Below are 23,151 nucleotides of genomic sequence, written 5' to 3' on the forward strand. Positions count from 1 at the left end.
TGAGCTAGTTCAGGAGGAATATCATGCGTGAAGCACTCATCGTCTGGGGCGGCTGGAGCGGCCATGAACCGCAGGAATGCGCCCATATCATCCGTGACATGCTGGAGGAGGACAGCTTCAAGGTCTATCTCGAAAACAGCACCGAAGCCTTCGCCGATCCGTCGATCCACGATCTCAGCCTGATCGTGCCGATCGTCACCATGTCGAAGATCGAGAAGGAAGAGGTGAAGAACCTTGCCGCCGCGATAGAAAGCGGCGTCGGCATCGCCGGCTATCATGGCGGCGCGGGCGACAGCTTCCGCGAAAGCGTCGAGTATCAGTTCATCATCGGCGGCCAATGGGTCGCCCATCCCGGCAACATCATCGACTACACAGTCAATATCACGCGCCCGGATGATCCGGTCATGGAGGGGATCACCGATTTCCCCTACACGTCGGAGCAATATTACATGCATGTCGACCCGTCGAACGAGGTGCTGGCGACCACGACCTTCACCGGCGACCATGCCTACTGGATCGACGGCGTCGTCATGCCGGTCGCCTGGAAACGCAAGTACGGCAAGGGCCGCGTCTTCTATTCCTCGCTCGGCCACCAGGCCAAGGAATTTAACGTGCCGCAGATGAAAACCATCTTCCGCCGCGGCGCCAACTGGGCGGCGCGTTGAGGCGCCTGCCTTTATTTGATTTCTGAGCCAGAATGGCCCCTCACCCTAGCCTCTCCCCGTTTTGACGGGGAGAGGGGACGACCTCTCTACCCACGTCTAGGCAACTGGATGAAGGGAAGGCTGCAAGTGCGCCCATCCCCTTCGCCCCATCCTGAGCTTGTCGAAAAGGCGGGGAGAAGGTGGCCGCCCTTCGCCAAGTTCAGGAGGCCGGATGAGGGGCTTCACACACCATCCATCTCATCTTGCCACCTTGACCCGAACTGATAAAATAGCGTCAGCACGCCACAAATCCTTGTGCTGCTTGCGCTTTTTGCTGTCATGGGGGACGGATGGGTCAAGGCGCCATGGAAGCATCGAACACCTCGACGGTCAGCTACGGCACCGAACCGGGTTTGCGTTTCGCTTCCCAGCTCGACGGACACGGCGGCTGCAAGCAGTTGTGCTTGGATGAGGTCAGTGTCTGGAAACCCGGAGAGGGTGTGACCTGGCTGCATCTCGAGCGCGACCACCCCGCCGCAGCCGACTGGGTCACCCATAAAAGCGGTTTCGATCCCTTCGTCATCGAAGCGCTGTTGGAAGAAGATTCGCGCCCGCGCGTCGAACCCGTAGGCGATGGCCTGTTGATCATCCTGCGAGGCGTCTGCGCCACGTCGCCGGACGGCGCGACGCAGAAACCTGCCGATATCGACCTTGTGCCCATACATCTCTGGGTCGATGGCAATCGCATTGTTTCGCTCCGCGACAGCGGTCACTATATCACCGCGCTGCGCGATATCCGCCTGTCGCTGGAGAAGAAGAAGGGACCGCAGCGCACCGGCGACCTGCTCGCTCTCATCGGCGACAAGCTGGTGCGCGACCTCGAACCCGTGCTCGACGCCATGGACGAAGAGGTGGACGAACTCGACGAACTGATCTTCCATGGCGAAGCCGGCCAGGTGCGCGAACGTCTGAAACTGCTGCGCCGGCGAGCCGTGCAGCTTCGCCGCTATCTCGCCCCGCAACGCGACGCGCTGAACCGCATCGAGCATGACGATGCGCCCTGGCTTGCCGAGCGCGACAAGCTGCGCATGCGCGAAGTCATCGACAAGCTGATGCGCTACATCGAATATCTCGACGCCATCCGCGACCGCACCAGCATCCTGCACGACGACTTGTCGACCGTCATCAGCGAGCGCATCGCCCGCAACTCCAACCGCCTTGCCGCCCTCGCGGCCCTGCTTTTGCCGCCAAGCGTCGTGGCCGGCCTCTTCGGCATGAATGTCGGGGGCATTCCCGGCGTCAACGACACCTGGGCCTTCATCATCATCGTCGTCTTCGTCACGGTAAGCTCGATCGCGACTCTCTGGGTGCTGAAGCGCATCAACTGGCTTTAGATCAGAGCACCCCAACACCGGTCAGTCCGCCCTGAACGGCACCGCCAGCGGCTGGATAGGGCGTGCCTATGAGGGTTTCGGCCACGCTTCTGCGAACTTCATCGCTTTCGAATATACGACAGGCGATCCGGACTGGTGTTACGACATCATGAAAGGACCGCTGGAGGTGATTATCAAGAACGGCTTCATCGATGTCATCGGCCGGCCGGCATAGTGTCGATCTTATCCCGGAAAAGGCCAGCCGCTATCCTGCCGGGGGACGATTGCGATTTCTTCACCTGATTCTTCGGCCCTATTCGGAAAGGGAAAGCCGAGCATGCGGGGCAGAACCGCCGTACCTTGGCTCTCCATGCTTGGGCGGACTTTCAGCCATTTTCGATATCGATCCAAGTTGCGACGTGGGTGAAGGCATGTGCCTTGGATACGGGTTTCGATTGGAAATTGCGGCGCGCCCAATTTTCGTTTGACATTCCTTTATCTTCATTTATCGTCATTCCGGTTTCGGTTTTCGCGTGAGGGGCGGAAATCGAAACGAGGGGAGATACAATTGTCCAAAACTCAAATCGACGTCACGGATGTCATTGATTATGGCGTGAGCCGCAGTCGCGTCGGGCGTGCTTGCCGTATCCTTCAAAGGAAGATGCAGGCTTCCGCCTCACGGGCTCCGAACCATATTCGCCATGGTCTGCGCCATCGCGAACTCCTGACATCCGGATTGACGCAATTCGCTTCCCCACGACCATCCAGCCGCGCCCCAATCTGTCGAAGGGGCGGGGCTCTCAGTGTCGATACCTTAGTCGATTTGGCAACAGGCATCGCTCAGTGAAGACATAAGCGATCGGGGCGGAGTCATATCCTCCGGATCGTTACCCAATGGGCAACAAACAGGCCTCACGGCCAATCCGTCGCAGCGTCACCATATGACGCACGGAAGGAGCATATCGTGCTTGAACTTAGAAACGTGTCGAAGGCGGTCAGCGGCGAAATGCACATCGCCGAAACGAACCTGACGCTGCAGCGCGGCTCGTTGAATGTCCTGCTCGGACCGACACTTTCGGGCAAGACGTCGCTGATGCGGCTGATGGCTGGGCTGGACAAGCCGACTTCGGGCACGATCCACGTCGACGGCACCGATGTTACGGGCGTGCCCGTGCAACGGCGCAACGTCGCCATGGTCTACCAGCAATTCATCAACTATCCGGCCATGACCGTTTACGACAATATCGCATCGCCGATGCGCCTTAGCGGCGTCAATGCGGCGACGATCGACCGCGAGGTGAAGAAAGCGGCCGATCTCCTGCGGCTCGGGCCCTTCCTCGATCGCCTGCCGCTCAGCCTCTCCGGGGGCCAGCAGCAGCGCACGGCGCTTGCCCGCGCCATCGTCAAGAATGCCGGCCTGGTGCTGCTCGACGAGCCGCTTGCCAATCTCGACTATAAGCTGCGCGAAGAGCTGCGCGCCGAATTGCCGAAAATCTTCGCCGAATCCGGCGCCATCTTCGTCTACGCCACGACTGAGCCCTCCGAAGCGCTGCTTCTGGGCGGCAATACCGCCACTCTGTCGGAAGGCAGGATCACGCAGTTCGGACCGACGATCGATGTCTTCCGCAGGCCGAAGGATCTGATCACCGCCGTCACCTTCGCCGATCCGCCGCTGAACACGATCTCGCTCGACAAGCGCGGCAATCTCTTCGTGCTGAACGGCGCGATAAGCCTGCCGGTGCCGCAGGGCCTCGAAGCCCAGCCGGACGGCCCCTACACCATCGCCTTCCAGCCGCACCATCTGGCGCTGAAGCCGCAGACATCCGAGGCGGTCGCAGCGCCTGCAAGGGTGATGGTAACCGAAATCACCGGTTCGGAAAGCTTCATCCACATCGATTTCGCCGACCAGCGCTGGGTCATGCTGACCCAGGGCGTCGAGGACATCGATGTCGACGACGCGATCGATATCTACATCGACCCGCGCCACATCATGGTGTTCGACACCAACGGCGCCGCCGTCACACCCGCCCTGCAACGGGCCGCCTGAGGAGAGACACGGCCAATGGCACGCATCGACCTTGACCATATAAGACACGCCTATAACGACCACCCAAAATCCGATGCGGACTATGCGCTGAAGGAAGTTCATCATAGCTGGGAGGACGGCAGCGCCTATGCGCTGCTCGGACCGTCGGGCTGCGGCAAGACCACCCTGCTGAACATCGTTTCCGGCCTCGTGCGCGCCTCGGAAGGCCGTATCCTCTTCGACGGCAAGGACGTGACCAAGCTGTCAACGCAGGAGCGCAACATTGCCCAGGTCTTCCAGTTTCCGGTTGTCTACGACACGATGACGGTCTTTGAAAACCTCGCTTTTCCCTTGCGCAACCGGCACGTGCCGGAAGCCGAAGTGAAGCGCAAGGTCGATGAGATCATCGAGATGATCGGCCTTTCCGACAGCGCCCATCGCAAGGCGCGTGGATTGACGGCCGATGCCAAGCAGAAAATCTCTCTCGGCCGTGGCCTGGTGCGCTCCGATGTCAGCGCCATCCTGTTCGACGAACCGCTGACGGTCATCGACCCGCATATGAAATGGGTGCTGCGTTCGCAATTGAAGCAGCTCCACCGCCGCTTCGGCTTCACCATGGTCTATGTCACCCACGATCAGACGGAGGCGCTGACCTTCGCCGACAAGGTGGTGGTGATGTACAATGGCGAGGTGGTGCAGATCGGCACGCCGAACGATCTCTTCGAGCGGCCGCGCCACACCTTCGTCGGCTATTTCATCGGTTCGCCGGGCATGAACGTCATGCCGGTAGAGATCGAGGGCCGCAACGCCCGCCTTGCCGGCAGCACCGTCGCGCTGCCCGGCGCCCCAGCCAACGGCCAGGGCGGCAAGACTGAACTCGGCATCCGCCCGGAATTCGTCCGCCTCGGCCGCGAGGGCATGCCGGCGACCGTGACCAAGGTCGAGGACCTCGGCCGCCGCAAGGTGGTGCGCGCCAAACTGCAAGGACAGGAGATCACGGCGATCATCGGCGAGGATCAGACCGTGCCGGCCGAACCGCACATCGCCTTCGATCCCGCCGGCATCAATATCTATGCCAACTCCTGGCGCGTCGAGATGGGAGCCTGATCATGGACAAGACCTGGAACAACAAAGCCTGGTTCATGCTCATTCCCGTCCTGGTGCTGGTCGGCTTCTCGGCCGTCATCCCGCTGATGACGGTGGTGAACTATTCGGTACAGGACACCTTCGGCAACAACGTGTTCTTCTGGGCGGGGACGCAGTGGTTCGAGGAGATTCTTCATTCCAGCCGCTTCTGGGATTCGATGATCCGCAACCTGATCTTCTCCTTCGTCATCCTGGCGATCGAGGTGCCGCTCGGCATCTTCATCGCTCTCAACATGCCGAAGAAGGGGATCGGCGTGCCGGTCTGCCTGGTGCTGATGGCGCTGCCGCTGCTGATCCCGTGGAATGTCGTGGGGACGATCTGGCAGGTGTTCGGCCGCAGCGATATCGGCCTGATGGGCTATGTCCTCGTCGGCCTCGGCATCGACTACAACTACGTGTCCGATCCGGCCGATGCCTGGGCGACGATCATCATCATGGATGTCTGGCATTGGACCAGCCTCGTCGTGCTGCTCTGCTATGCCGGCCTCGCCTCCATTCCCGATGCCTTCTACCAGGCCGCCAAGATCGATGGCGCCTCGCGCTGGTCCGTCTTCCGCTACATCCAGCTCCCGAAGATGAACCGCGTGCTTTTGATCGCCGTGCTCCTGCGCTTCATGGACAGTTTCATGATCTATACCGAACCCTTCGTCGTCACCGGCGGCGGCCCCGGCAATTCGACGACCTTCCTGTCGATCGATCTCGTCAAGATGGCGCTTGGCCAGTTCGATCTCGGCCCGGCGGCGGCAATGTCGCTCATCTACTTCCTGATCGTGCTTCTGCTGTCCTGGGTCTTCTACACCGTCATGACCAATTATGATGCGGGAGCGACGCGATGAGCGGCAAACCTCTTACGACCTCCGCGGGCGATAACGCCATGAACAAAGTGGCAGCTTCCAGCCCGGTCGCGGGCGTCACCCCCACGACCGGCACACAACTGGTAAGCCGGCACCGCGAGGAAGGGCGCTGGTCCTGGGTGGTGCCGACGCTCTACATCATCTTCCTGCTGCTGCCGATCTACTGGCTCGTCAACATGAGCTTCAAGACGAATGAGGAGATCGTCAGCGGATTGACGCTCTATCCGCATGAGCCGACGCTGCGCAATTACGCGATCATCTTCACCGATCCGTCCTGGTACAAGGGCTATATCAACTCGATCACTTATGTCGTCATGAACATGGTGATCTCGGTTGCCTGCGCCCTGCCCGCAGCCTACGCCTTCTCGCGCTACCGGTTCCTCGGCGACAAGCATGTCTTCTTCTGGCTGCTGACCAACCGCATGGCGCCGCCGGCGGTCTTCGCCCTGCCTTTCTTCCAGCTCTATTCGGCCTTCGGCCTGATCGACACCCATATCGCCGTGGCGTTGGCGCACTGCCTGTTCAACGTGCCCTTGGCGGTCTGGATTCTCGAAGGCTTCATGTCCGGCGTGCCGAAGGAGATTGACGAGACGGCCTATATCGACGGCTATTCGTTCCCGCGCTTCTTCCTGAAGATCTTCATTCCGTTGATCGCAAGCGGCATCGGCGTCGCCGCCTTCTTCTGCTTCATGTTCTCCTGGGTCGAACTGTTGATCGCTCGCACGCTGACGACAACAGACGCCAAGCCGATCGCCGCCATCATGACGCGCACGGTCTCCGCCGCCGGCATGGATTGGGGCCTGCTTGCCGCCGCCGGCGTGCTGACGCTCATCCCCGGCGCGCTCGTCATCTATTTCGTCCGCAATTACATCGCCAAGGGCTTCGCGCTCGGCCGCGTCTAAGAGGAAACCGCCATGAATACTGATTTCTCCTGGATGGCCTGGACGCTGCCGACGGCGCTGTTCTTCGTGACCATCCTTCTGCTTCTGCTCGGCATGGCCATTTGGGAATATTTCTCGCCCGGCGGCAATCCGCGCGTCGGCATCCTGCATTTCGAAACGACACGCGGCGACCGGCTGTTCGTCTCGCTGCTCGGCGCCGCCTTCATTCATATCGCGTGGCTAGGCCTCGGAGGGCCTAACCTGTGGTGGGCGGTTGCCATTTCCGTGGTCTACGCCATCGGCGTTTTCCGCCTGGTCTAACGGTTTCAAAGAGTTACCGCGCCCTTTGCCCATTTCCGGACAGGTGGCGCCGTAAGACAAGTCGATACAGATGGCCGGGGGTCTGGCTGTCTGACAAAGCACTCGCAACCTGTAGGGAGGAATATATGCGAAGACATCTCTTGACGACGACGGCTGTCGCGCTGCTGGCCCTGGCCGGCACGGCCCACGCCGGCATGAACGAAGCCAAGGCGTTCCTGGACAAGGAGATCGGCGATCTTTCGACGCTCTCGCGCGCCGACCAGGAAAAGGAAATGCAATGGTTCGTCGATGCGGCCAAGCCTTTCCAGGGCATGGAAATCAAGGTCGTTTCGGAAACCCTGACGACGCACCAGTATGAATCGCAAGTTCTGGCACCTGCCTTTACCGCCATCACCGGCATCAAGGTCACGCACGACGTCATCCAGGAAGGCGACGTGGTCGAAAAGATCCAGACGCAGATGCAGACCGGCCAGAACCTCTATGACGGCTGGGTCAACGATTCGGACCTGATCGGCACCCATTGGCGCTACAAGCAGGTGCGCAACCTGACCGACTGGATGGCGGGCGAGGGCAAGGACGTCACCAATCCCAATCTCGACATTGCCGACTTCATCGGCACCAGCTTCACCACCGCTCCGGACAAGAAGCTCTATCAGCTTCCCGACCAACAGTTCGCCAACCTCTATTGGTTCCGCTACGACTGGTTCAACGACCCGAAGAACAAGGCCGATTTCAAGGCCAAATACGGCTACGACCTCGGCGTACCGGTCAACTGGTCGGCCTATGAGGATATCGCCCAGTTCTTCACCGGTCGCGAAGTCGACGGCAAGAAGGTCTTCGGCCATATGGACTACGGCAAGAAGGATCCCTCGCTCGGCTGGCGCTTCACCGACGCCTGGCTGTCCATGGCCGGCAACGGCGACAAGGGCCTGCCGAATGGTCTGCCCGTCGACGAATGGGGCATCAAGGTCGACGCCAATTCACGTCCGGTCGGCTCCTGCGTCGCGCGCGGCGGTGACACCAACGGTCCGGCCGCCGTCTACTCCATCCAGAAGTATCTGGATTGGTTGAAGGCCTACGCACCGCCGGAAGCCCAAGGCATGACCTTCTCGGAATCCGGTCCGGTTCCGTCACAGGGCAATATCGCCCAGCAGATCTTCTGGTACACGGCGTTTACCGCCGACATGGTCAAGCCAGGCCTTCCGGTCATGAACGCCGACGGCACGCCGAAATGGCGCATGGCTCCCTCGCCGCATGGCGTCTACTGGAAGGACGGCATGAAGCTCGGCTACCAGGACGTGGGTTCCTGGACGCTGATGAAGTCCACGCCGGTCGACCGCGCCAAGGCTGCCTGGCTCTACGCGCAGTTCGTGACCTCGAAGACGGTGGACGTGAAGAAGAGCCAGATCGGCCTCACCTTCATTCGCGAATCCACCATCCGCGACAAGAGCTTTACCAAGCGCGCGCCTGAACTCGGCGGTCTGATCGAGTTCTACCGCTCGCCGGCGCGTGTACAGTGGTCGCCGACCGGCACGAACGTTCCTGACTATCCGAAGCTGGCGCAGCTTTGGTGGCAGGCGATCGGCGATGCCGCATCCGGCGCCAAGGATGCGCAGGGCGCCATGGATGCGCTTTGCGGCGATCAGGAAAAGGTGCTGCAGCGCCTGGAACGCGCAGGCGTGCAGGGCGATATCGGTCCCAAGCTCGCCGAAGAGCATGATCTCAACTATTGGAACGCCGATGCCGTCAAGAACGGTCATCTTGCTCCTCAGTTGAAAATCGCGAACGAGAAGGAAAAGCCGGTTACCGTCAACTATGACGAACTGGTCAAGAGCTGGGCTGACGCAGCGAAATAAGCCCGATCTATAGTGGGGTGGGGATGCCGGGGCTCGAAAGGGCTCCGGCATTTTTCTGTAAACGACCTTGCAAAATCGGCCTTTTGAGACCGAAGTGTTCCACGGCCGATCTCATACCGCGTCAGAGCTGAATAATTTTTTGAAGAAAAGATCGATCCAATGTCGGATTACTGAGGTACCGTTCGTCCTAAGGTCGTCCAATTCAGTTCAGAAGGATCACAACCATGCCGAATACCATACGCCTGCATCGCGTTCTGGCAACCAGCCCGGAAAAGGTCTATCGCGCATTCATCGAGGCGGACGCGCTTGCCAAATGGCTTCCGCCCAACGGCTTCGTCTGCACCGTGCATCATCTGGAAGCAACGGCCGGCGGCACGTTCAAAATGTCCTTCCGCAATTTTACGACAGGTAAAAGCCACGCCTTTGGTGGCGAATATGTCGAGCTCATTCCCGGCGAGCTGGTGCGCTATACCGACAAGTTCGACGATCCCAACCTGCCGGGCGTAATGGAAGTGACCGTGACCTTGAAGAAGGTCCTGGTCGGGACGGAAGTGAATATCACCCAGGCCGGTGTGCCCGACGTCATTCCGCCGGAAGCCTGCTATCTCGGCTGGCAGGAGTCGCTACGCAATCTGGCAAAACTCGTCGAGCCGGATATCAACGAATAAAAGGTCACGGATTTACGGCATTTGCCGATCTGAACATCTCCCTCCATGTGAGGGAGATGTCATTGAGAAGGGACGGAACGGTCAGAGGCGCGGCATATCGCACGGCCCTGAATGAATCTCACTCCATCAGCTCCTCTTCAGCTTCGCCTTCCCCTCGTCCAGCAGCTTCTGCGCCGCTTCCGCAACCGTGATCTTGCCGAAAGCGAGTTGATCTGCGACCGGGCGCATGACGTTCTGGTCGAATTCGGTCGAGCCAAGCGGCGCCGGCGCGGGATAGGCGCCGACCTGATCCTTCAACAATTCCACATATTTCACCGTCTGTTGTTCCACCGGATTGAGCGTCGGCAGGATGGCGGCACGCACGGCAGGCGACATCGGCACGCCGCGCTCGACGCCAAGGATCTTGCCTGCTTCGAGATCGTTGACGAAGAAATTGATGAATTTTGCGGCCGCTTCGCCATTCTTGCTGGTGGCCCCGACGCTCCAGATCAGGGCTGGGCGGTAATAATGGCCGGAAGGACCGTCCTTCTTTTCGCGTGGCAGCATCGTGATGGCAAGCTTGCCCTTGACAACAAGCTGATAGCCGACGAGCTGGTTGGAATAAGCCATGCCGATGGCCGATTTGCCGAGCGCCAGGCAATTGCTCTCGATGGTGTTCTGGTCGAGCGTCTGCACATCGGCGGAAACCGTGCCGCCGCGTTGGCGCAGGTCTTCCCAATAGGCATACCATTCCTTGGCATCGTCGACACCGAAGCCGAGACCGCCCTCATCCGCGTAGAGACTCTTGCCGCGCTGGCGCAGCCAGGCATCGAAGACATAATTGTAGCGCGCGCCGTAGGGACCGCCCCAATAGCCGCGCTTGTCGGATGCCTTGGTCATTTCGACCGCCAGATCGGCATATTCGGCCCATGTCGTGGTCGGGCCGGGCGGCGTCAGGCCGGCCTTCTTGAAGGCGTCCTCATCATAGAACAGCGCAAAGGAATTCAAACCGAGGCCGACGCCATAGAGCTTGTTGTCGACCGTTGTGAGCTTCAGCACATCCTTGCCGAAACTGTCGACATTCAACGTCGAGGGGACGAACTGGTCGAGCGGCATGCAGGCGCCACGCTTCGAATAATCCGAGATTGTGCTCGGCTCGAGCTGGAAGACATCCGCTATGTTCTGGCTCGCCATTCCCGTTGCGAGCTTGGCCCAGTAGCCGTCGCCGCTGATGCTCTCGCCGACGACGGAGATATCCGGGTTCTTGCTGTGGAACAGCTCGGCGACGGCGACCGTGCGCTTGCCGCGATCGGGTGAGCCCCACCACATTGCCCGCAATTGCGTCGCATCGGCGAAAGCAGGCAGCGATCCGCCGGCTCCGAAAGCGAGGCCCGCGGCGGCTCCGGCAGTTCCAATCATGAATGAACGGCGATTCATGCGCATGAGATTCCTCCTTCTCTTGCGATGCCTATGACGCACTGCCCGCGGCGATCTCCCGACGCCTTGTGCGGACAAATTCAACGGGAGGATATGCAATTGTGTTGCGTAATGCAATAAATAATCTTTTTCTTGCAAATTTGCATAATTTGCGAAACTATTGCCGCATGAGTGAAATTCGATCCAAACGTGTAAGGCAAGCCGACATTGCCATCCAGGCAGGCGTCTCCGTTTCGACGGTGTCGCGGGTACTGACCAATGAACCTGGAATCAGCGAGGCAATCCGCCAGCACATCTTCAAGGTGGCGAGCGATCTCGGCTATCCCGTCAAACAGGCCGTGGAAACCATGCCGGCCGCGCTGGCGCTGATTGCCAGCGATAGCGTCACCGGCGGCCTAAGCGTCTTCTACGAAGGCATTGTCGAGGGCCTGCGCGCCGGCGCAGCCGAACAAGGCATGCCCTTCGACATTCGCCTCGTCCGCGAAGCAAGGACAGCGCCGGACCATATCAGGGAATATCTCCAGGCCGCCGGTGCCCAGGGTCTCTTCCTCGTCGGCATCGATCCCTCCGATGAGTTACGCATCTGGCTGGAGGATAGCGGCACGCCGGTCGTGCTCGTCAACGGCACCGATTCAAGGCTGCGCTTCGATGGTGTCTCGCCCTCGAATTTTTTTGGCGCTTACGCGGCGACGCGACGCCTGATCGACGCCGGCCACCGCCGTATCCTGCATCTCACCGGTTCGCATCGCCAGACGATTCTCGAGCGCATCCGTGGCTTCGAGGCGGCAATTGCTTCCGTCGAAGGCGGTGAGGGCCGTATCGTGCCATTGACGTTCCGCGGCAGCGCCAGCGCGGAAGCCCATGATGCCACGATCGCTGCCCTTGCCGAGGATCGCAGCTTTACCGCCGCCTTCTGCATGAATGATTTCGTCGCGGTCGGCGTGCTCGAAGCGGTGATGGAAGCCGGTCTACGCGTGCCGGACGATTTTGCCATTGTCGGCTTCGACGACCTGCCCTGCGCGCTGATGACCAATCCCCGCCTCGCCACCATGCGCGTCGACCGCGCCGCCATCGGACGCGAAGCCATCGGTTTAATGACCGCTCGCTTTCGCGATCGCGACGCGCCCGCGCGCCAAGTCTGTCATGCCGTCGTTCCCATTTCCGGCGGCACGCTCCCGCCCGAAACTTGAGCCCGTATCTTTAGCGGCAACGACCGAAAAAGAGCCAGACCGATGACCTACGACCCCGCCAGCACCAACCCGCTCGCCGGCAATCCATTGGAAAACCGCACCGATATGTGCCGAGCGCTGATCGACCTGTTCTGTCCGCTGCTTCCCTACTTCTCCAAGGGCAACGCCCGGGTCCGCATCGACGCCGCCGGCGCCCATTTCGACCGCGCCGCCGCCGATCTCGAAGGTTTCGCCCGCCCGCTCTGGGGTCTTGCGCCGTTCGGCGCCGGCGGCGGCGATTTTGCGCATTGGGGCCGCTATGCCGAAGGGATTGCCAATGGCGTCGATCCCAGTCATCCGGAATATTGGGGCACCGTCAACGGCCGCGACCAGCGCATGGTCGAACTCGCCGCTCTGGGTTTTGCGCTGGCATTGGTACCGGAAAAGATCTGGGAACCGCTCGATGGCAAGGCCCGCGACAATCTCATCGCCTATCTCAAGCACGCCCGCACCTTCGACTATGCCGACAACAACTGGAAATTCTTCCGCGTTCTCGTGGATATCGCCCTCGACCGTCTCGGCGCGGAGTTCGATCGCAGCCTGACGGAGGATTACCTCAGGGAATTGGACGGCTTTTACATTGCCGATGGCTGGTACCGCGACGGCAATATCAGGCGCATCGATCACTACATTCCCTTCGCCATGCATTTCTACGGGCTGATCTATTCCAAGCTCGTCGATGATGACCGCGCCAAGCGCTATCGCGAGCGCGCCATTCTCTTCGCCAAGGATTTCCGCCATTGGTTCGCGCCTGATGGCGCCACCGTGCCCTTCGGCCGCAGCCTGACCTACCGCTTTGCCTGCGCCGGCTTTTGGTCGGCACTCGCCTTTGCCGATGTCGAGGCGCTGCCCTGGGGCGAGATCAAGGGGCTCTGTCTGCGGCACCTGCGCTGGTGGGCCGACAAGCCGATCGCCAATCGCGACGGCACATTGCCGATCGGCTACGGCTATCCCAACCTGCTGATGTCGGAAAACTACAATTCCGCCGGCTCACCCTACTGGGCCTTCAAGGCCTTCCTGCCGCTGGCGCTCCCGGAGACGCATCCCTTCTGGACTGCGGATGAGAAGCCGCTGGTCACTGAGCCGGCGATCGTGCCGCTCAAGCACCCCGGCATGGTGATGGTGCATGGCAAAGCTGATGTCGTGGCGCTGTCTTCCGGCCAGGAAAACCTGCAGATGCGCTTCGGGTCGGAAAAATACGCCAAATTCGCCTATTCCGCCCGCTACGGTTTCAGTGTCGAAAGCGACGAGCGCGCCTTTGCCGGCGGCGCCTTCGACAACATGCTCGCCTTCAGCGACGATGGCCTGCACTATCGTGTTCGCGAGACCAATGAAGAGGCGAAGCTCGCCGGCGATACGCTTTACGCCAAGTGGTCGCCCTGGCCCGATGTCACAGTTGAAACCTGGCTGATACCCGCCGCACCCTGGCATATCCGCCTGCACAAGATCATCACGCCGCGGCCGCTGCAGACCGCCGAAGGCGGTTTTGCCATTGCCCGGCGGGATTTCGAGGCCGATACGCTTTCGTCGCAGAAAGGCACTGCCTATGCTATCGGCGAGACGGATTTCAGCGGCATTGTCGATCTCGGCTCCACGGTCCCGCGCGACGGCCTTGCGCAGAAAGCGCCGCCCAACACCAATCTGATCGTTGCCAAGACACTGGTGCCGCAACTGCGCGGGGCGATTCCATCGGGCGAGACCATTCTCGTATCCGCCATTCTCGCCGAGCATGATCCCGCCGCCGTCTCCGGCGCCTGGACGAAACCGCCGGCAAAACCCGACCTCGATATCTTGCGCGCGCTGATCGCTGAAAAGGGCGTCACCGTCAGCGCCATCGACGTGCCGGGACGGCCGGCATGACCCGATCCCTCCCAGATCGCCCCACCATTGCCTTTGCCATGCAGCCCGCACGCACGCAGCATGTCTTGACGCCCGAACTGATCCGACGGCTCGACACGATCGCCCGGGTACTGGACGTCGCGCCAATGGAAAGTTTTGACGACGAAAGAGCGCAGAGGCTGCTGGGCGAGACGGAGATTCTGATCACCTGCTGGGGCTCGCCGCATATAGATGCCGCGGTGTTGGAGCGGGCACCGCATCTGAGGCTGGTGGCGCATGCGGCCGGGACCGTGAAGGGCCTGATCGACGACAGCCTGTTTGCGAGAGGCATAGCGGTGAGTCATGCGGCGCAGGCCAATGCCCTGCCGGTCGCCGAATTCACCCTCGCCGCCATCATCTTCGCCGGCAAACAGGTCTTCCGCTTCCGTGATGCCTATGTCGCCGATCGCCACCGCGGCCGAACGCAGCCGATGCAGAGCGAAGCGATCGGCAACTATGGCAGAACGGTCGGCATCATCGGCGCATCGCGCATCGGCCGGCGGGTGATCGAATTGCTCGCGCCGTTCGACTATAAAATCCTGCTTTACGATCCGATGGTCGATGCGGCGGAAGCGGGGCGGCTCGGCGTCGAGAAAACGGAACTCGACACCTTGATGGCCCGCGCCGATATCGTCTCGCTCCACGCCCCTTCGCTGCCGGCGACGCGGCACATGATCGACGCCCGCCGCCTGTCGCTGATGAAGCAGGGCGCCACCTTCATCAACACGGCGCGCGGCGCGCTGGTCGATGAGGCCGCCCTACTCGCGGCGCTGAAAACCGGCCGCATCGACGCGATCATCGATGTCACCGATCCGGAAATCCCGGAGGCAAGCTCCGCCTTCTATGAGCTGCCGAACATCTTCCTGACGCCGCATATCGCCGGCGCCGTCGGCCTGGAACGCACCCGCCTCGGCGAGATGGCGGTCGATGAGGTCAGCCGCTTTATCGAGGGCAAGCCGTTGCTCTATGAAATCCGCCGCGACGACCTGGCGCGCATGGCGTAAAGCCCCGGAATCATCACCAAACCGCCCCATTTCGGCACGCGCGGAAAACCCGTTTTTAATCATTCTGGGCTAGCAATCGCTTCAGTGAAGAGGTTGTTAGTTATGCGTACCCGTATCGTGTCTATCGCCGCGTTGTTGTTGTTTGGAATTTTGGCGGGCTGTGCCACGGCTCCGTCCCATACCCGTAATGTCTGCGCGATCTTCGATCAGCGCGACGGCTGGTTCAACAATTGGCAGCGTGCCGCCGAGCGCACCGAGCGGGAATACGGCGTGCCCGTCCCGATTCTGATGGCGACGATCTACGCCGAATCCGGCTTCCAGCCGCATGCCCGGCCACCACGCAGGAAACTGCTCGGCTTCATTCCCTGGACGCGGCCTTCCAGTGCCTACGGCTATTCCCAGGCCCTCGACGGCGCTTGGGAGCACTACCAACGCGACACAGGCCGCTGGGGTGCGCGCCGCTCCGACTTCTCCGACGCGATCGAATTCATCGGCTGGTATCACGCCCAGAGCCATGTGCGGAACGGCATCCCGCTGAACGATCCCTATAATCTTTATCTGGCTTATTATGTCGGCTGGAAGGGCTATCAGCAAGGAGCGTGGCGCGGTAACGGCGACCTGCAGCGTACGGCACAGAAGGTCGCCAGCATGTCGGCCCTCTATGCCTCGCAGTTGCGCAATTGCAATTAAGCCATCTGTCGAGGCTTGCAGCTAAGGCCGTGCCTCGAGCAGGTTGAGCCCGTCATCCTGACCCCAGATATCGGCGATCGATACCTGTTGGCCGGTCCGGCTGCTTTCCAGTGCCGCGATACCGCAGAGAACCGAGAGCGCGCCTGCGCGTGAGCCGGCGCGCTGTCTCAACTCGTCGTTCGGCCCGGACCGCAGCAGCATATTGCGCAGCCGGTCGTCGCCGCCGTAATGGCCGCCCGAGGAATAGGGTACCCAGATGCGTTCGACATCGCCGAAATTCTTCATGACGACGATTTCGTCGGCCGGCGGCGTCGTCCAATTCTGCTTTTCGTATTGGCGCAGTTCGATACGGCCCTTGTGGCCGTTGAAGGCGATATGGTGACCTTCGATCGGCATGTAGGTGTTCAGCGAATAGGAGACATTGACGCCGTTGCGATAGCGGATCGCGGCGACCATCGTATCGGGAATGTCGATATCCTCGCGGAAGACGCAGGCGTCGCGGACATAACCGTCGACGGTCGACGGATCCTCATAGAGGCTTTCGAGTAGCGGCGTGGCGCTGATATCGAGATAATAGTCGCATTCGTCCTTGTAGCGACAGGTGCGACAGCGCTCGCCACGGAAAGGTCCCTTGCGGCCATAATGCTTGAGATCGGCAAAGGCGGAGACCGTTTCCGGATCGGAATCGAGATACCAGTTGAGAAGGTCGAAATGGTGCGTCGCCTTATGGACGAAGAGGCTGCCGGAATTTTCGACAAAGGCATGCCAGCGCCGGAAATAATCGGCACCGTGGCTGGTATCGAGATACCAATGAAAATCGACGGAGGTCACATCGCCGATGACGCCTGAGTTGATGAGTTCCTTGATCTTCGCCGCTGTCGGCGCAAAACGGTAGTTGAAGGATACGTCGACCCGCTTGCCCGTCCGGGCCTCGGCATTAAGGATGCGTTTGATTTTGTCGACCGTCGTCGTCATCGGCTTTTCGCTGATGACATTGGCGCCTGATTCCAGCGCCTTGACGATCAGGTCGTCATGGGTGGAATCGCGAGTGCAGACAATAACGAGATCCGGCTTTTCGACCCGCAGCAGCTCGTCGAAATCGGTGTAGACGGGCACCGAAGCGCCGATATATTCCAGGGCGCGCTTGGCCCGCATCCCGTTCAGATCGCAGACGGCGACAAGTTCGACCTCATTGCTCCAGCGCTCGACCAGGTCCTTGCCCCACATGGTAGCGCCGCGATTGCCCGTGCCGACCAGGGCGTAGCGTTTCTTCGATAACGGCATGTTTTTCCTCCAGAGTCTGGTTTCTCCTTCTCCCCTCGGGGAGAAGGTGCCCGCCCCTCGACAAGCTCAGGAGGCGGATGAGGGGGGAGCGCGGCAGATTCAAGGGCAGCCTTACGGTGCAACGCCCCCTCAACCCGCGCTACGCGCGACCTTCTCCCCGATGGGGAGAAGGTGAGTAAGACGCCTCCATCGCGCTCCAGTCCGGCTCGACGGATGAACCGAGACCGACCGCGCCGATGACCGAACCGATGGCGATCCTCCCGCCCTCGATCTTCAGCCGCGTCCGCCCGTCCCGAACGGCATATAAGTCGGAATGAGCACGCGCGAAGGAGGCCTGCTCCGCCTCGGGAGCGCCGGCCATGCCGTCGACATAGTGGTGGCCGTTGCGCTCGATATGCGTCATGCCGATGAGCGACGCGAGCGCCAGATCCTGTTGCACGGCAAGGCCGCCCTGTGTCGTCAGGTCCTCCGCCGACATGAAATAGGCTACTCCGTCATCGGCGCTCCACTTGGCGACGCGCGCCCGGTTCAGCAGCGAACGATAGAAGCCCTTGCAGGATTTGGAGGAGATGCCGGTATAACCAAGCCGTCTGGCGGTGACGAAGGCATTGATATCGGCATCGGATTCATCGATCTCCACCGGCTTGAAGGCTGCGAGTGCGGTGACAGGTTTCTCGAAGGCATGCGCCCGGGCGATCGGCTGCTCGACAAACAGGATCGAAGCGGCAAAACGGGCAAGCCGCGGCTCAGCCTGGATGCGCGCCAGCAGATCGGCGACCGCCTCGGCGGAGGCAAATTGCTCGTTGCCGTCGAGCGTCACCGAATAGGCCGGCATCTTGGCATCGATCACCGCAGCAATGCGGCAGAGACGGTCGATATCGGCATCGGGAACACCCGATACCTTCACCTTGAAGAAGGTCAGGCCATAGGCGTCGATCGCCTCTTCGAAACTTTCCGGCAGGCCGTCGTTCAGACGGTCGGCGGCCGGGATCTCGCTCGCCCGGATGGCATCGACCAGACCGACCGTGTGGCGCGCGGCAAGGCTTTCGGCCGGCGCCAATCTCGACAGGAAACCGGCAAGGTCGAAACCTGCCAGATCGGGCGCCGTCGATGCATCGATGCCCGGCCGATTGGCCCTGATCGCCTGCTCTACCGGCAGCCCTTCCAGCCGGCAGAGCGCATCGAGAACCGCCCGATTGGCGAGCGCCAGGCCGAAGGACGCGACCAGGCCGTTCAGCGTCTCGGCCGCGGCCCGGGAATGGTGGGCGGTTTCGACTGCGGCATGCAGCGCGAAAGCCGTTCCCAATCCGGCACCTTGCAAGGCATTGAGGGCCAGTGCCAGCGAGCGGCGAAGCTGGTTTTCATTATCGGCATTGGAAAGCTCGGGCGATTTGTCGAACCATTTCGGCACCATCAGTTCGGCCGCCATGCCGTTCGCCGAGCCGCCGCGGGCATCTTCAATGCGGACACGCAGAAAAATCTGCCGCGCCTCCCGCAGTGTCGCCGCTCCGAACCGGAAAGGAAGCCGCAATCGTACCGGCCGCTCGAAGGTTTCGGCCTCGACAACTCTGATTTTCAGCGGTTCGGTCATGGTATCAGTTGGCTCCTGTGATCGTCAGGCAAGTCTGCCTATGCCGCTTCTGCGTGCCTGGCCCCTCGCCCCAGCCCGTTGCTTCAGGAGCCACCATCTCTCAAATCTCCAGCCGCTCGACGAATGTAACTATATAGTTACACGATCGCGCGATATCTCCGGACTTGTCAATCGCCTTTTGAAACTTTCTCGTGATCATTGGAGCGCCGTACGCCCAAAGCCGCAGGCACTAGGCTCTGATCGAGGCCAAGGTCACCGAAACGATATGCTCGCCCCAGGCCTTCAGCGCTGCCGGCGCGGTCAGCTTGCGAGCGAAAATCGTCGACAGCGTATGCCGATTGGACAGGTAGAAGAAACCGAGCGCCGCAATGGTGAGGTAAACCGACACCGGGTCGATGGCCGGGCGGAAAATGCCGGCTGCTTCACCTCGTCGCAGCACGTCGGCCAACTCGCCGATGAAGTGCGAATGCATCGCCGAAATCTTGTCGGAACGTTTCAGATAGCGCGCTTCATGCAGGTTTTCGGTGACGAGCAGGCTTAAAAATTCCGGATGTTCGAGGAAGTGATGCCAGGTGAAGAGCGCCAGTTCGCGCATCCCTTCCTCGGGATCACGGCGCGCAAGATCGAGATTTTTCTCGGCATTGCGGATCGTCGCATAGGTCGCTTCCAGCACGGCGACATAAAGCCCCTCCTTGTCGCCGAAATAATGATAGAGCATGCGCTTGTTGGTCTGCGCCCTCGCCGCGATCGCATCCACCCTGGCACCGCCGAAGCCATGAGCGGCGAATTCTTCCGTCGCCGCTTCGAGGATCATGGCATGGGTGCGCTGCGGATTGCGCGGCACCTTCTTCGGCCTTGTTTCCTCATTGCCGTAAGCGCCCGCTTTCGCTGATTTTTCAGTTCCTTGCGTTGCTCTGGCCACCATGGACATTCCTCCTCCCCGATCTATCTCTTTCGCAACGGACGCCTCCAGCCTCAGCGCGGGTCATTTGATTGTGACACGATTGGCGCTTGACAGCGGTCGCGTTTCTATCCAACTTGTAACCAAATAGTTATATCACGCAAGCAGTTCGTAAATCACCGGTTAACTGGGGAGGAGACCAGGATGACGTTGACGATCGATCGCCGGCAGTTGCTGGCCGGCATGGCAGCCACGCTGGCTTTCAGCGGTATCGGACTTTCACGCGCCAATGCAGCTACCGCAATGCGCCTTCTTTGGTGGGGATCGAAGGAGCGAAGCGACCGGACATTTGCGGCAGTAAAGGCCTATCAAGCCAAGAACCCGGATGTCAGCATCGCGGGCGAATCCTTCGGCTGGGACAGCTACTGGACGCGTCTGGCCACGCAGACCGGCGGCGGCAATGCACCCGATCTCATTCAGATGGATTATCGCTACATCTTCGAATATGCCCGCCGCGGCGCGCTGCTCGACATGACGCCCTATCTCGGCAAGAGCCTGGCGATCGAGGATTTCGGCCCTGCCAACATCGATTCCGGCAAGGTCGATAACAAGATCTATGGCGTGAGCCTCGGCGTGAATTCCTCGATGGTCGTCGTCAATACCTCCGCCTGGGTGGAAGCCGGCGTGGAGCCGCCGCATGACGGCATGACTTGGGAGCAGCTCGGTGATGCCTGTGCCAAGGTCACGGCTGCCAAGAAACGCCGCGGATTTTATGGCACTGCGGATGCAAGCGGCGGGGAGCCCGCTTTCGAATGCTGGCTGCGCCAGCGCGGCAAGGCGCTTTATACGGCCGACGGCAAATTGGCCTTCGAGGCCAAGGATGCCACCGAATGGTTCGATTTGTGGGCACATATGCGCAAGATCGGTGCTTGTACGCCGGCCGATGTCCAGGCGCTGGACCAGCAGACCCTCGAAACCGACATGCTCGTGACCAAGAAGGCAGCCGTCAGCTACGCTCATTCCAACCAGTTCGTGGCCATCCAGGGTCTGGTCAAGGAAAAGATCGATCTCGTCTCTTACCCGATGGATGCCGGCAGCAAACCCGGCCAATATCTGAAACCCTCGATGCTGATGTCGGTTTCAGCAACGTCCCCGAACAAGGATGCCGCCGTCGCCTTCGTCAATTACCTGGTGGAGGATCCGGAGGGCGCCAAGACGCTCGGTGTCGAGCGCGGCGTTCCCGCCTCGCCCAAGATCCGCGACCTGCTGACGCCGGATCTCGATGCGACAAGCAAACAGGTGGTCGATTATATCGGCCGATTGACGCCGCATGTCGGGCCACTGCCGCCGTCTCCGCCAAACGGCGCCGGCGAGAACGCATTCCTGCTGAAGAAGATCGCCGAGGAAGCGGCTTTCGGCAAAACCAGCACGAAGGACGCTGGCGCAAAGTTCACCGAACAGGCAGCAGCAAACATTACGCGAGGCTGATACCGTGGGTACAAACAGCAAGAGCGTTGCCGACGGCTTGGCCGTCGGCGGGCGCGCGCCATTGCGCGTGGAAACCTCCTACAAGGCGCCGAGCGCATTCGCGCGCAACGCCCCCGGCTATCTCTTCCTCTTGCCGTGGTTCATCGGCTTCTTTGGATTGACGCTCGGCCCGGCGATCGCCTCGCTCTATCTGTCCTTCACCGACTACAATCTGCTCCAGGCGCCGAACATGGTCGGGCTGGACAATTACGTGCGGATCGCGACGGCAGACGACAAGTTCCTGTCGTCGATGAAGGTGACGCTGTTCTACGTCGTCTGTTCCGTGCCGCTGAAGCTTGCCTTCGCGCTGCTGGTGGCGTTGTTGCTCAACCGCGGCATCCGCGGCTTGCCGGTCTACCGCGCCATCTTCTACCTGCCGTCGCTGCTCGGCTCCAGCGTCGCGATTGCGGTGCTGTGGCGACAGATCTTCGATGCCGACGGCATCGTCAACACCCTGCTCTGGTACGCCTTCGGCATCAACGGGCCGAGCTGGATCTCCAATCCTGACTATTCGCTCTATACCCTCGTGATCCTCGCCATCTGGCAGTTCGGATCGCCGATGATCATCTTTCTTGCCGGCCTCCGGCAGATCCCGACCGATCTCTATGAAGCGGCTAGCCTGGACGGTGCGTCAAAGGCGCGGATTTTCTTCAAGATCACCCTGCCGCTGCTGACGCCGGTCATCTTCTTCAACGCCGTCGTCCAGACCATCGATGCCTTCAAGGCTTTCACGCCGGCCTATGTCATCTCGTCCGGCACCGGCGGTCCGATCGATTCGACGTTGTTCTACACGCTCTACCTTTACCAGGAGGCCTTCGGTTATTTCCGCATGGGCTATGCCTCGGCGCTTGCCTGGGTCCTGGTGATCATCATCGCGATTTTTACCGCCTTCTCCTTCCTCTCCGCTCGTTATTGGGTCCACTACGATGACTGACGCGAAGCTCACCCATTTTGCCGACGATCTGAACCCGCCGCGCGAGCGGCCGTGGTTCCTGTCCGTCCTCATCCATGTCGCTCTCGTCGGCGCGTCGATCGTGATGCTTTACCCGCTGCTTTGGATGCTGTCCGGTTCGGTCAAGGATCAGAACGAGATCTTCGGCACGGCCTCGCTGATCCCGTCGCACTTCGATTTCAGCTCCTATGCCCGCGGCTGGTTCGGCGGGCAGGTCACCTTCGGCTCGTTCGTGTGGAATTCCGTCGTCATCGCCGTCCTTTCCGTGATCGGCAATGTCATCTCCTGCTCGCTGGCGGCCTATGCCTTCGCGCGGCTGAATTTCTGGGGCAAGAATTTCTGGTTCGCGCTGATGCTCGGCACGCTGATGCTGCCCTATCACGTGACACTGATCCCGCAATATATCCTGTTCCTGAAGCTCGGCTGGGTGAAAACCATGCTGCCGCTGGTCGTGCCGAAATTCCTAGCGGTCGACGCCTTCTTCATCTTCCTGATGGTGCAGTTCTTCCGCGGCATCCCCCGCGAGCTCGACGAAGCGGCGATGATGGACGGCTGCAGCGCGTGGCGCATCTATTGGCGCATCATGCTGCCGCTGTCGCTGCCGGTTCTCGCCACCGCCGCAATCTTCTCCTTCATCTGGACCTGGGACGATTTCTTCGGGCCGCTGATCTACCTCTCCGATATCAACACCTACACGGTGCAGCTCGGCCTGCGCTCGTTCGTGGACTCGACCGGAAGCTCCGACTGGAGCAGCCTGTTTGCCATGTCGAGCATCTCGCTGATCCCCGTTTTCCTGATCTTCCTGTTCTTCCAAAGGCTGCTGATCGACGGCATCGCAACGGCCGGTCTGAAACGCTGACACGAACCATACGGTCCCGAACGCCCAAGGTTTGGGACTGTATTCAAAGAA

General features: G+C 60.7%; 20 protein-coding genes. 16 read left to right on the forward strand and 4 right to left on the reverse strand.

The genetic code is table 11. The features are described from left to right. Positions 1-23: 23 nt before the first annotated feature. From QA646_RS15695 to QA646_RS15735, 9 genes are all read left to right on the forward strand, one after another. On the forward strand, positions 24-665 hold the full coding sequence (locus tag QA646_RS15695; protein ID WP_283056345.1) for a ThuA domain-containing protein: 642 nt from the start codon (positions 24-26) through the stop codon (positions 663-665). 329 nt (positions 666-994) lie between these two features. Next, the gene (locus tag QA646_RS15700; RefSeq protein ID WP_283056346.1) at positions 995-2,038 is read left to right on the forward strand and encodes a zinc transporter ZntB; all 1,044 of its coding nucleotides are present in this window, start codon (positions 995-997) and stop codon (positions 2,036-2,038) included. Positions 2,039-2,981: 943 nt separating this feature from the next. Continuing rightward, positions 2,982-4,064 carry an ABC transporter ATP-binding protein gene (locus tag QA646_RS15705; RefSeq protein WP_283056347.1) on the forward strand — a complete coding sequence of 361 codons (1,083 nt, stop codon included), beginning with the start codon at positions 2,982-2,984 and terminating at the stop codon, positions 4,062-4,064. A 15-nt stretch (positions 4,065-4,079) separates the two neighbouring features. After that, positions 4,080-5,150, forward strand: a complete 1,071-nt coding sequence (locus QA646_RS15710) for an ABC transporter ATP-binding protein (RefSeq protein WP_283056348.1) — start codon at positions 4,080-4,082, stop codon at positions 5,148-5,150. Between the two features lie 2 nt (positions 5,151-5,152). Beyond that, positions 5,153-6,025 (forward strand): sugar ABC transporter permease, encoded by an 873-nt coding sequence (locus QA646_RS15715; RefSeq protein ID WP_283056349.1) that lies wholly within the window; start codon positions 5,153-5,155, stop codon positions 6,023-6,025. Next, entirely contained in the window at positions 6,022-6,945 is a 924-nt protein-coding gene (locus QA646_RS15720; protein ID WP_283056350.1) for a carbohydrate ABC transporter permease, read from the forward strand. The genes QA646_RS15715 and QA646_RS15720 overlap by 4 nt, the downstream gene beginning before the upstream one ends. 12 nt (positions 6,946-6,957) lie before the next feature. After that, positions 6,958-7,245 (forward strand): DUF2160 domain-containing protein, encoded by a 288-nt coding sequence (locus QA646_RS15725; RefSeq protein WP_283056351.1) that lies wholly within the window; start codon positions 6,958-6,960, stop codon positions 7,243-7,245. Positions 7,246-7,370: 125 nt separating this feature from the next. Next, the gene (locus QA646_RS15730) at positions 7,371-9,101 is read left to right on the forward strand and encodes an ABC transporter substrate-binding protein (RefSeq protein ID WP_283056352.1); all 1,731 of its coding nucleotides are present in this window, start codon (positions 7,371-7,373) and stop codon (positions 9,099-9,101) included. Positions 9,102-9,325: 224 nt separating this feature from the next. Next, a complete protein-coding gene (locus QA646_RS15735; RefSeq protein ID WP_283056353.1) occupies positions 9,326-9,769 on the forward strand; it encodes an SRPBCC family protein in 444 nt (147 codons plus the stop codon). Between the two features lie 126 nt (positions 9,770-9,895). Here the strand turns inward: QA646_RS15735 and QA646_RS15740 are convergent, their stop codons facing one another. Next, a complete protein-coding gene (locus tag QA646_RS15740) occupies positions 9,896-11,191 on the reverse strand; it encodes an extracellular solute-binding protein (RefSeq protein WP_283056354.1) in 1,296 nt (431 codons plus the stop codon). Positions 11,192-11,352: 161 nt separating this feature from the next. Between QA646_RS15740 and QA646_RS15745 the strand changes: the two genes are divergently transcribed. The 4 genes from QA646_RS15745 (at position 11,353) to QA646_RS15760 (ending at position 15,986) form a co-directional block, all read left to right on the forward strand. Continuing rightward, positions 11,353-12,375: a LacI family DNA-binding transcriptional regulator gene (locus tag QA646_RS15745; protein ID WP_283056355.1), complete on the forward strand. Its 1,023-nt coding sequence runs from the start codon at positions 11,353-11,355 to the stop codon at positions 12,373-12,375. 42 nt (positions 12,376-12,417) lie between these two features. Then, positions 12,418-14,274 carry a DUF2264 domain-containing protein gene (locus tag QA646_RS15750; protein ID WP_283056356.1) on the forward strand — a complete coding sequence of 619 codons (1,857 nt, stop codon included), beginning with the start codon at positions 12,418-12,420 and terminating at the stop codon, positions 14,272-14,274. Beyond that, positions 14,271-15,296 carry a hydroxyacid dehydrogenase gene (locus QA646_RS15755; RefSeq protein ID WP_283056357.1) on the forward strand — a complete coding sequence of 342 codons (1,026 nt, stop codon included), beginning with the start codon at positions 14,271-14,273 and terminating at the stop codon, positions 15,294-15,296. Before QA646_RS15750 ends, QA646_RS15755 begins: the two co-directional genes overlap by 4 nt. Before the next feature lie 102 nt (positions 15,297-15,398). Next, complete coding sequence (locus tag QA646_RS15760; RefSeq protein ID WP_283056358.1) at positions 15,399-15,986, forward strand: hypothetical protein; 588 nt, start codon at positions 15,399-15,401, stop codon at positions 15,984-15,986. Between the two features lie 21 nt (positions 15,987-16,007). Here the strand turns inward: QA646_RS15760 and QA646_RS15765 are convergent, their stop codons facing one another. From QA646_RS15765 to QA646_RS15775, 3 genes are all read right to left on the reverse strand, one after another. Beyond that, positions 16,008-17,270 carry a Gfo/Idh/MocA family oxidoreductase gene (locus QA646_RS15765; protein ID WP_283056359.1) on the reverse strand — a complete coding sequence of 421 codons (1,263 nt, stop codon included), beginning with the start codon at positions 17,268-17,270 and terminating at the stop codon, positions 16,008-16,010. A 139-nt stretch (positions 17,271-17,409) separates the two neighbouring features. Continuing rightward, positions 17,410-18,861 (reverse strand): mandelate racemase, encoded by a 1,452-nt coding sequence (locus QA646_RS15770; protein ID WP_283056360.1) that lies wholly within the window; start codon positions 18,859-18,861, stop codon positions 17,410-17,412. A gap of 229 nt (positions 18,862-19,090) precedes the next feature. Further along, complete coding sequence (locus QA646_RS15775; RefSeq protein ID WP_283056361.1) at positions 19,091-19,786, reverse strand: TetR/AcrR family transcriptional regulator; 696 nt, start codon at positions 19,784-19,786, stop codon at positions 19,091-19,093. Between the two features lie 180 nt (positions 19,787-19,966). Between QA646_RS15775 and QA646_RS15780 the strand changes: the two genes are divergently transcribed. The 3 genes from QA646_RS15780 to QA646_RS15790 all read left to right on the forward strand — a co-directional run bounded on the left by QA646_RS15780 (position 19,967) and on the right by QA646_RS15790 (position 23,100). Beyond that, positions 19,967-21,250: an ABC transporter substrate-binding protein gene (locus tag QA646_RS15780; protein ID WP_283056362.1), complete on the forward strand. Its 1,284-nt coding sequence runs from the start codon at positions 19,967-19,969 to the stop codon at positions 21,248-21,250. A gap of 61 nt (positions 21,251-21,311) precedes the next feature. Next, complete coding sequence (locus QA646_RS15785) at positions 21,312-22,223, forward strand: sugar ABC transporter permease (RefSeq protein ID WP_283058884.1); 912 nt, start codon at positions 21,312-21,314, stop codon at positions 22,221-22,223. Between the two features lie 103 nt (positions 22,224-22,326). Continuing rightward, positions 22,327-23,100 (forward strand): carbohydrate ABC transporter permease, encoded by a 774-nt coding sequence (locus tag QA646_RS15790; RefSeq protein WP_283058885.1) that lies wholly within the window; start codon positions 22,327-22,329, stop codon positions 23,098-23,100. Positions 23,101-23,151 lie beyond the last annotated feature (51 nt).

It is taken from the genome of Rhizobium sp. CB3090, assembly GCF_029714285.1.
Taxonomy (GTDB): domain Bacteria; phylum Pseudomonadota; class Alphaproteobacteria; order Rhizobiales; family Rhizobiaceae; genus Rhizobium.

What these genes read in the sequence shown, in the direction of transcription:
- QA646_RS15695 (WP_283056345.1), top strand. Translation starts at nt 24, where the DNA reads ATGCGTGAAGCACTCATCGTCTGGGGCGGCTGGAGCGGCCATGAACCG.
- QA646_RS15700 (WP_283056346.1), top strand. Translation starts at nt 995, where the DNA reads ATGGGTCAAGGCGCCATGGAAGCATCGAACACCTCGACGGTCAGCTAC.
- QA646_RS15710 (WP_283056348.1), top strand. Translation starts at nt 4,080, where the DNA reads ATGGCACGCATCGACCTTGACCATATAAGACACGCCTATAACGACCAC.
- QA646_RS15715 (WP_283056349.1), top strand. Translation starts at nt 5,153, where the DNA reads ATGGACAAGACCTGGAACAACAAAGCCTGGTTCATGCTCATTCCCGTC.
- QA646_RS15720 (WP_283056350.1), top strand. Translation starts at nt 6,022, where the DNA reads ATGAGCGGCAAACCTCTTACGACCTCCGCGGGCGATAACGCCATGAAC.
- QA646_RS15725 (WP_283056351.1), top strand. Translation starts at nt 6,958, where the DNA reads ATGAATACTGATTTCTCCTGGATGGCCTGGACGCTGCCGACGGCGCTG.
- QA646_RS15730 (WP_283056352.1), top strand. Translation starts at nt 7,371, where the DNA reads ATGCGAAGACATCTCTTGACGACGACGGCTGTCGCGCTGCTGGCCCTG.
- QA646_RS15735 (WP_283056353.1), top strand. Translation starts at nt 9,326, where the DNA reads ATGCCGAATACCATACGCCTGCATCGCGTTCTGGCAACCAGCCCGGAA.
- QA646_RS15740 (WP_283056354.1), bottom strand. Translation starts at nt 11,191, where the DNA reads ATGCGCATGAATCGCCGTTCATTCATGATTGGAACTGCCGGAGCCGCC.
- QA646_RS15745 (WP_283056355.1), top strand. Translation starts at nt 11,353, where the DNA reads ATGAGTGAAATTCGATCCAAACGTGTAAGGCAAGCCGACATTGCCATC.
- QA646_RS15750 (WP_283056356.1), top strand. Translation starts at nt 12,418, where the DNA reads ATGACCTACGACCCCGCCAGCACCAACCCGCTCGCCGGCAATCCATTG.
- QA646_RS15755 (WP_283056357.1), top strand. Translation starts at nt 14,271, where the DNA reads ATGACCCGATCCCTCCCAGATCGCCCCACCATTGCCTTTGCCATGCAG.
- QA646_RS15760 (WP_283056358.1), top strand. Translation starts at nt 15,399, where the DNA reads ATGCGTACCCGTATCGTGTCTATCGCCGCGTTGTTGTTGTTTGGAATT.
- QA646_RS15765 (WP_283056359.1), bottom strand. Translation starts at nt 17,270, where the DNA reads ATGCCGTTATCGAAGAAACGCTACGCCCTGGTCGGCACGGGCAATCGC.
- QA646_RS15770 (WP_283056360.1), bottom strand. Translation starts at nt 18,861, where the DNA reads ATGACCGAACCGCTGAAAATCAGAGTTGTCGAGGCCGAAACCTTCGAG.
- QA646_RS15775 (WP_283056361.1), bottom strand. Translation starts at nt 19,786, where the DNA reads ATGGTGGCCAGAGCAACGCAAGGAACTGAAAAATCAGCGAAAGCGGGC.
- QA646_RS15780 (WP_283056362.1), top strand. Translation starts at nt 19,967, where the DNA reads ATGACGTTGACGATCGATCGCCGGCAGTTGCTGGCCGGCATGGCAGCC.
- QA646_RS15790 (WP_283058885.1), top strand. Translation starts at nt 22,327, where the DNA reads ATGCTTTACCCGCTGCTTTGGATGCTGTCCGGTTCGGTCAAGGATCAG.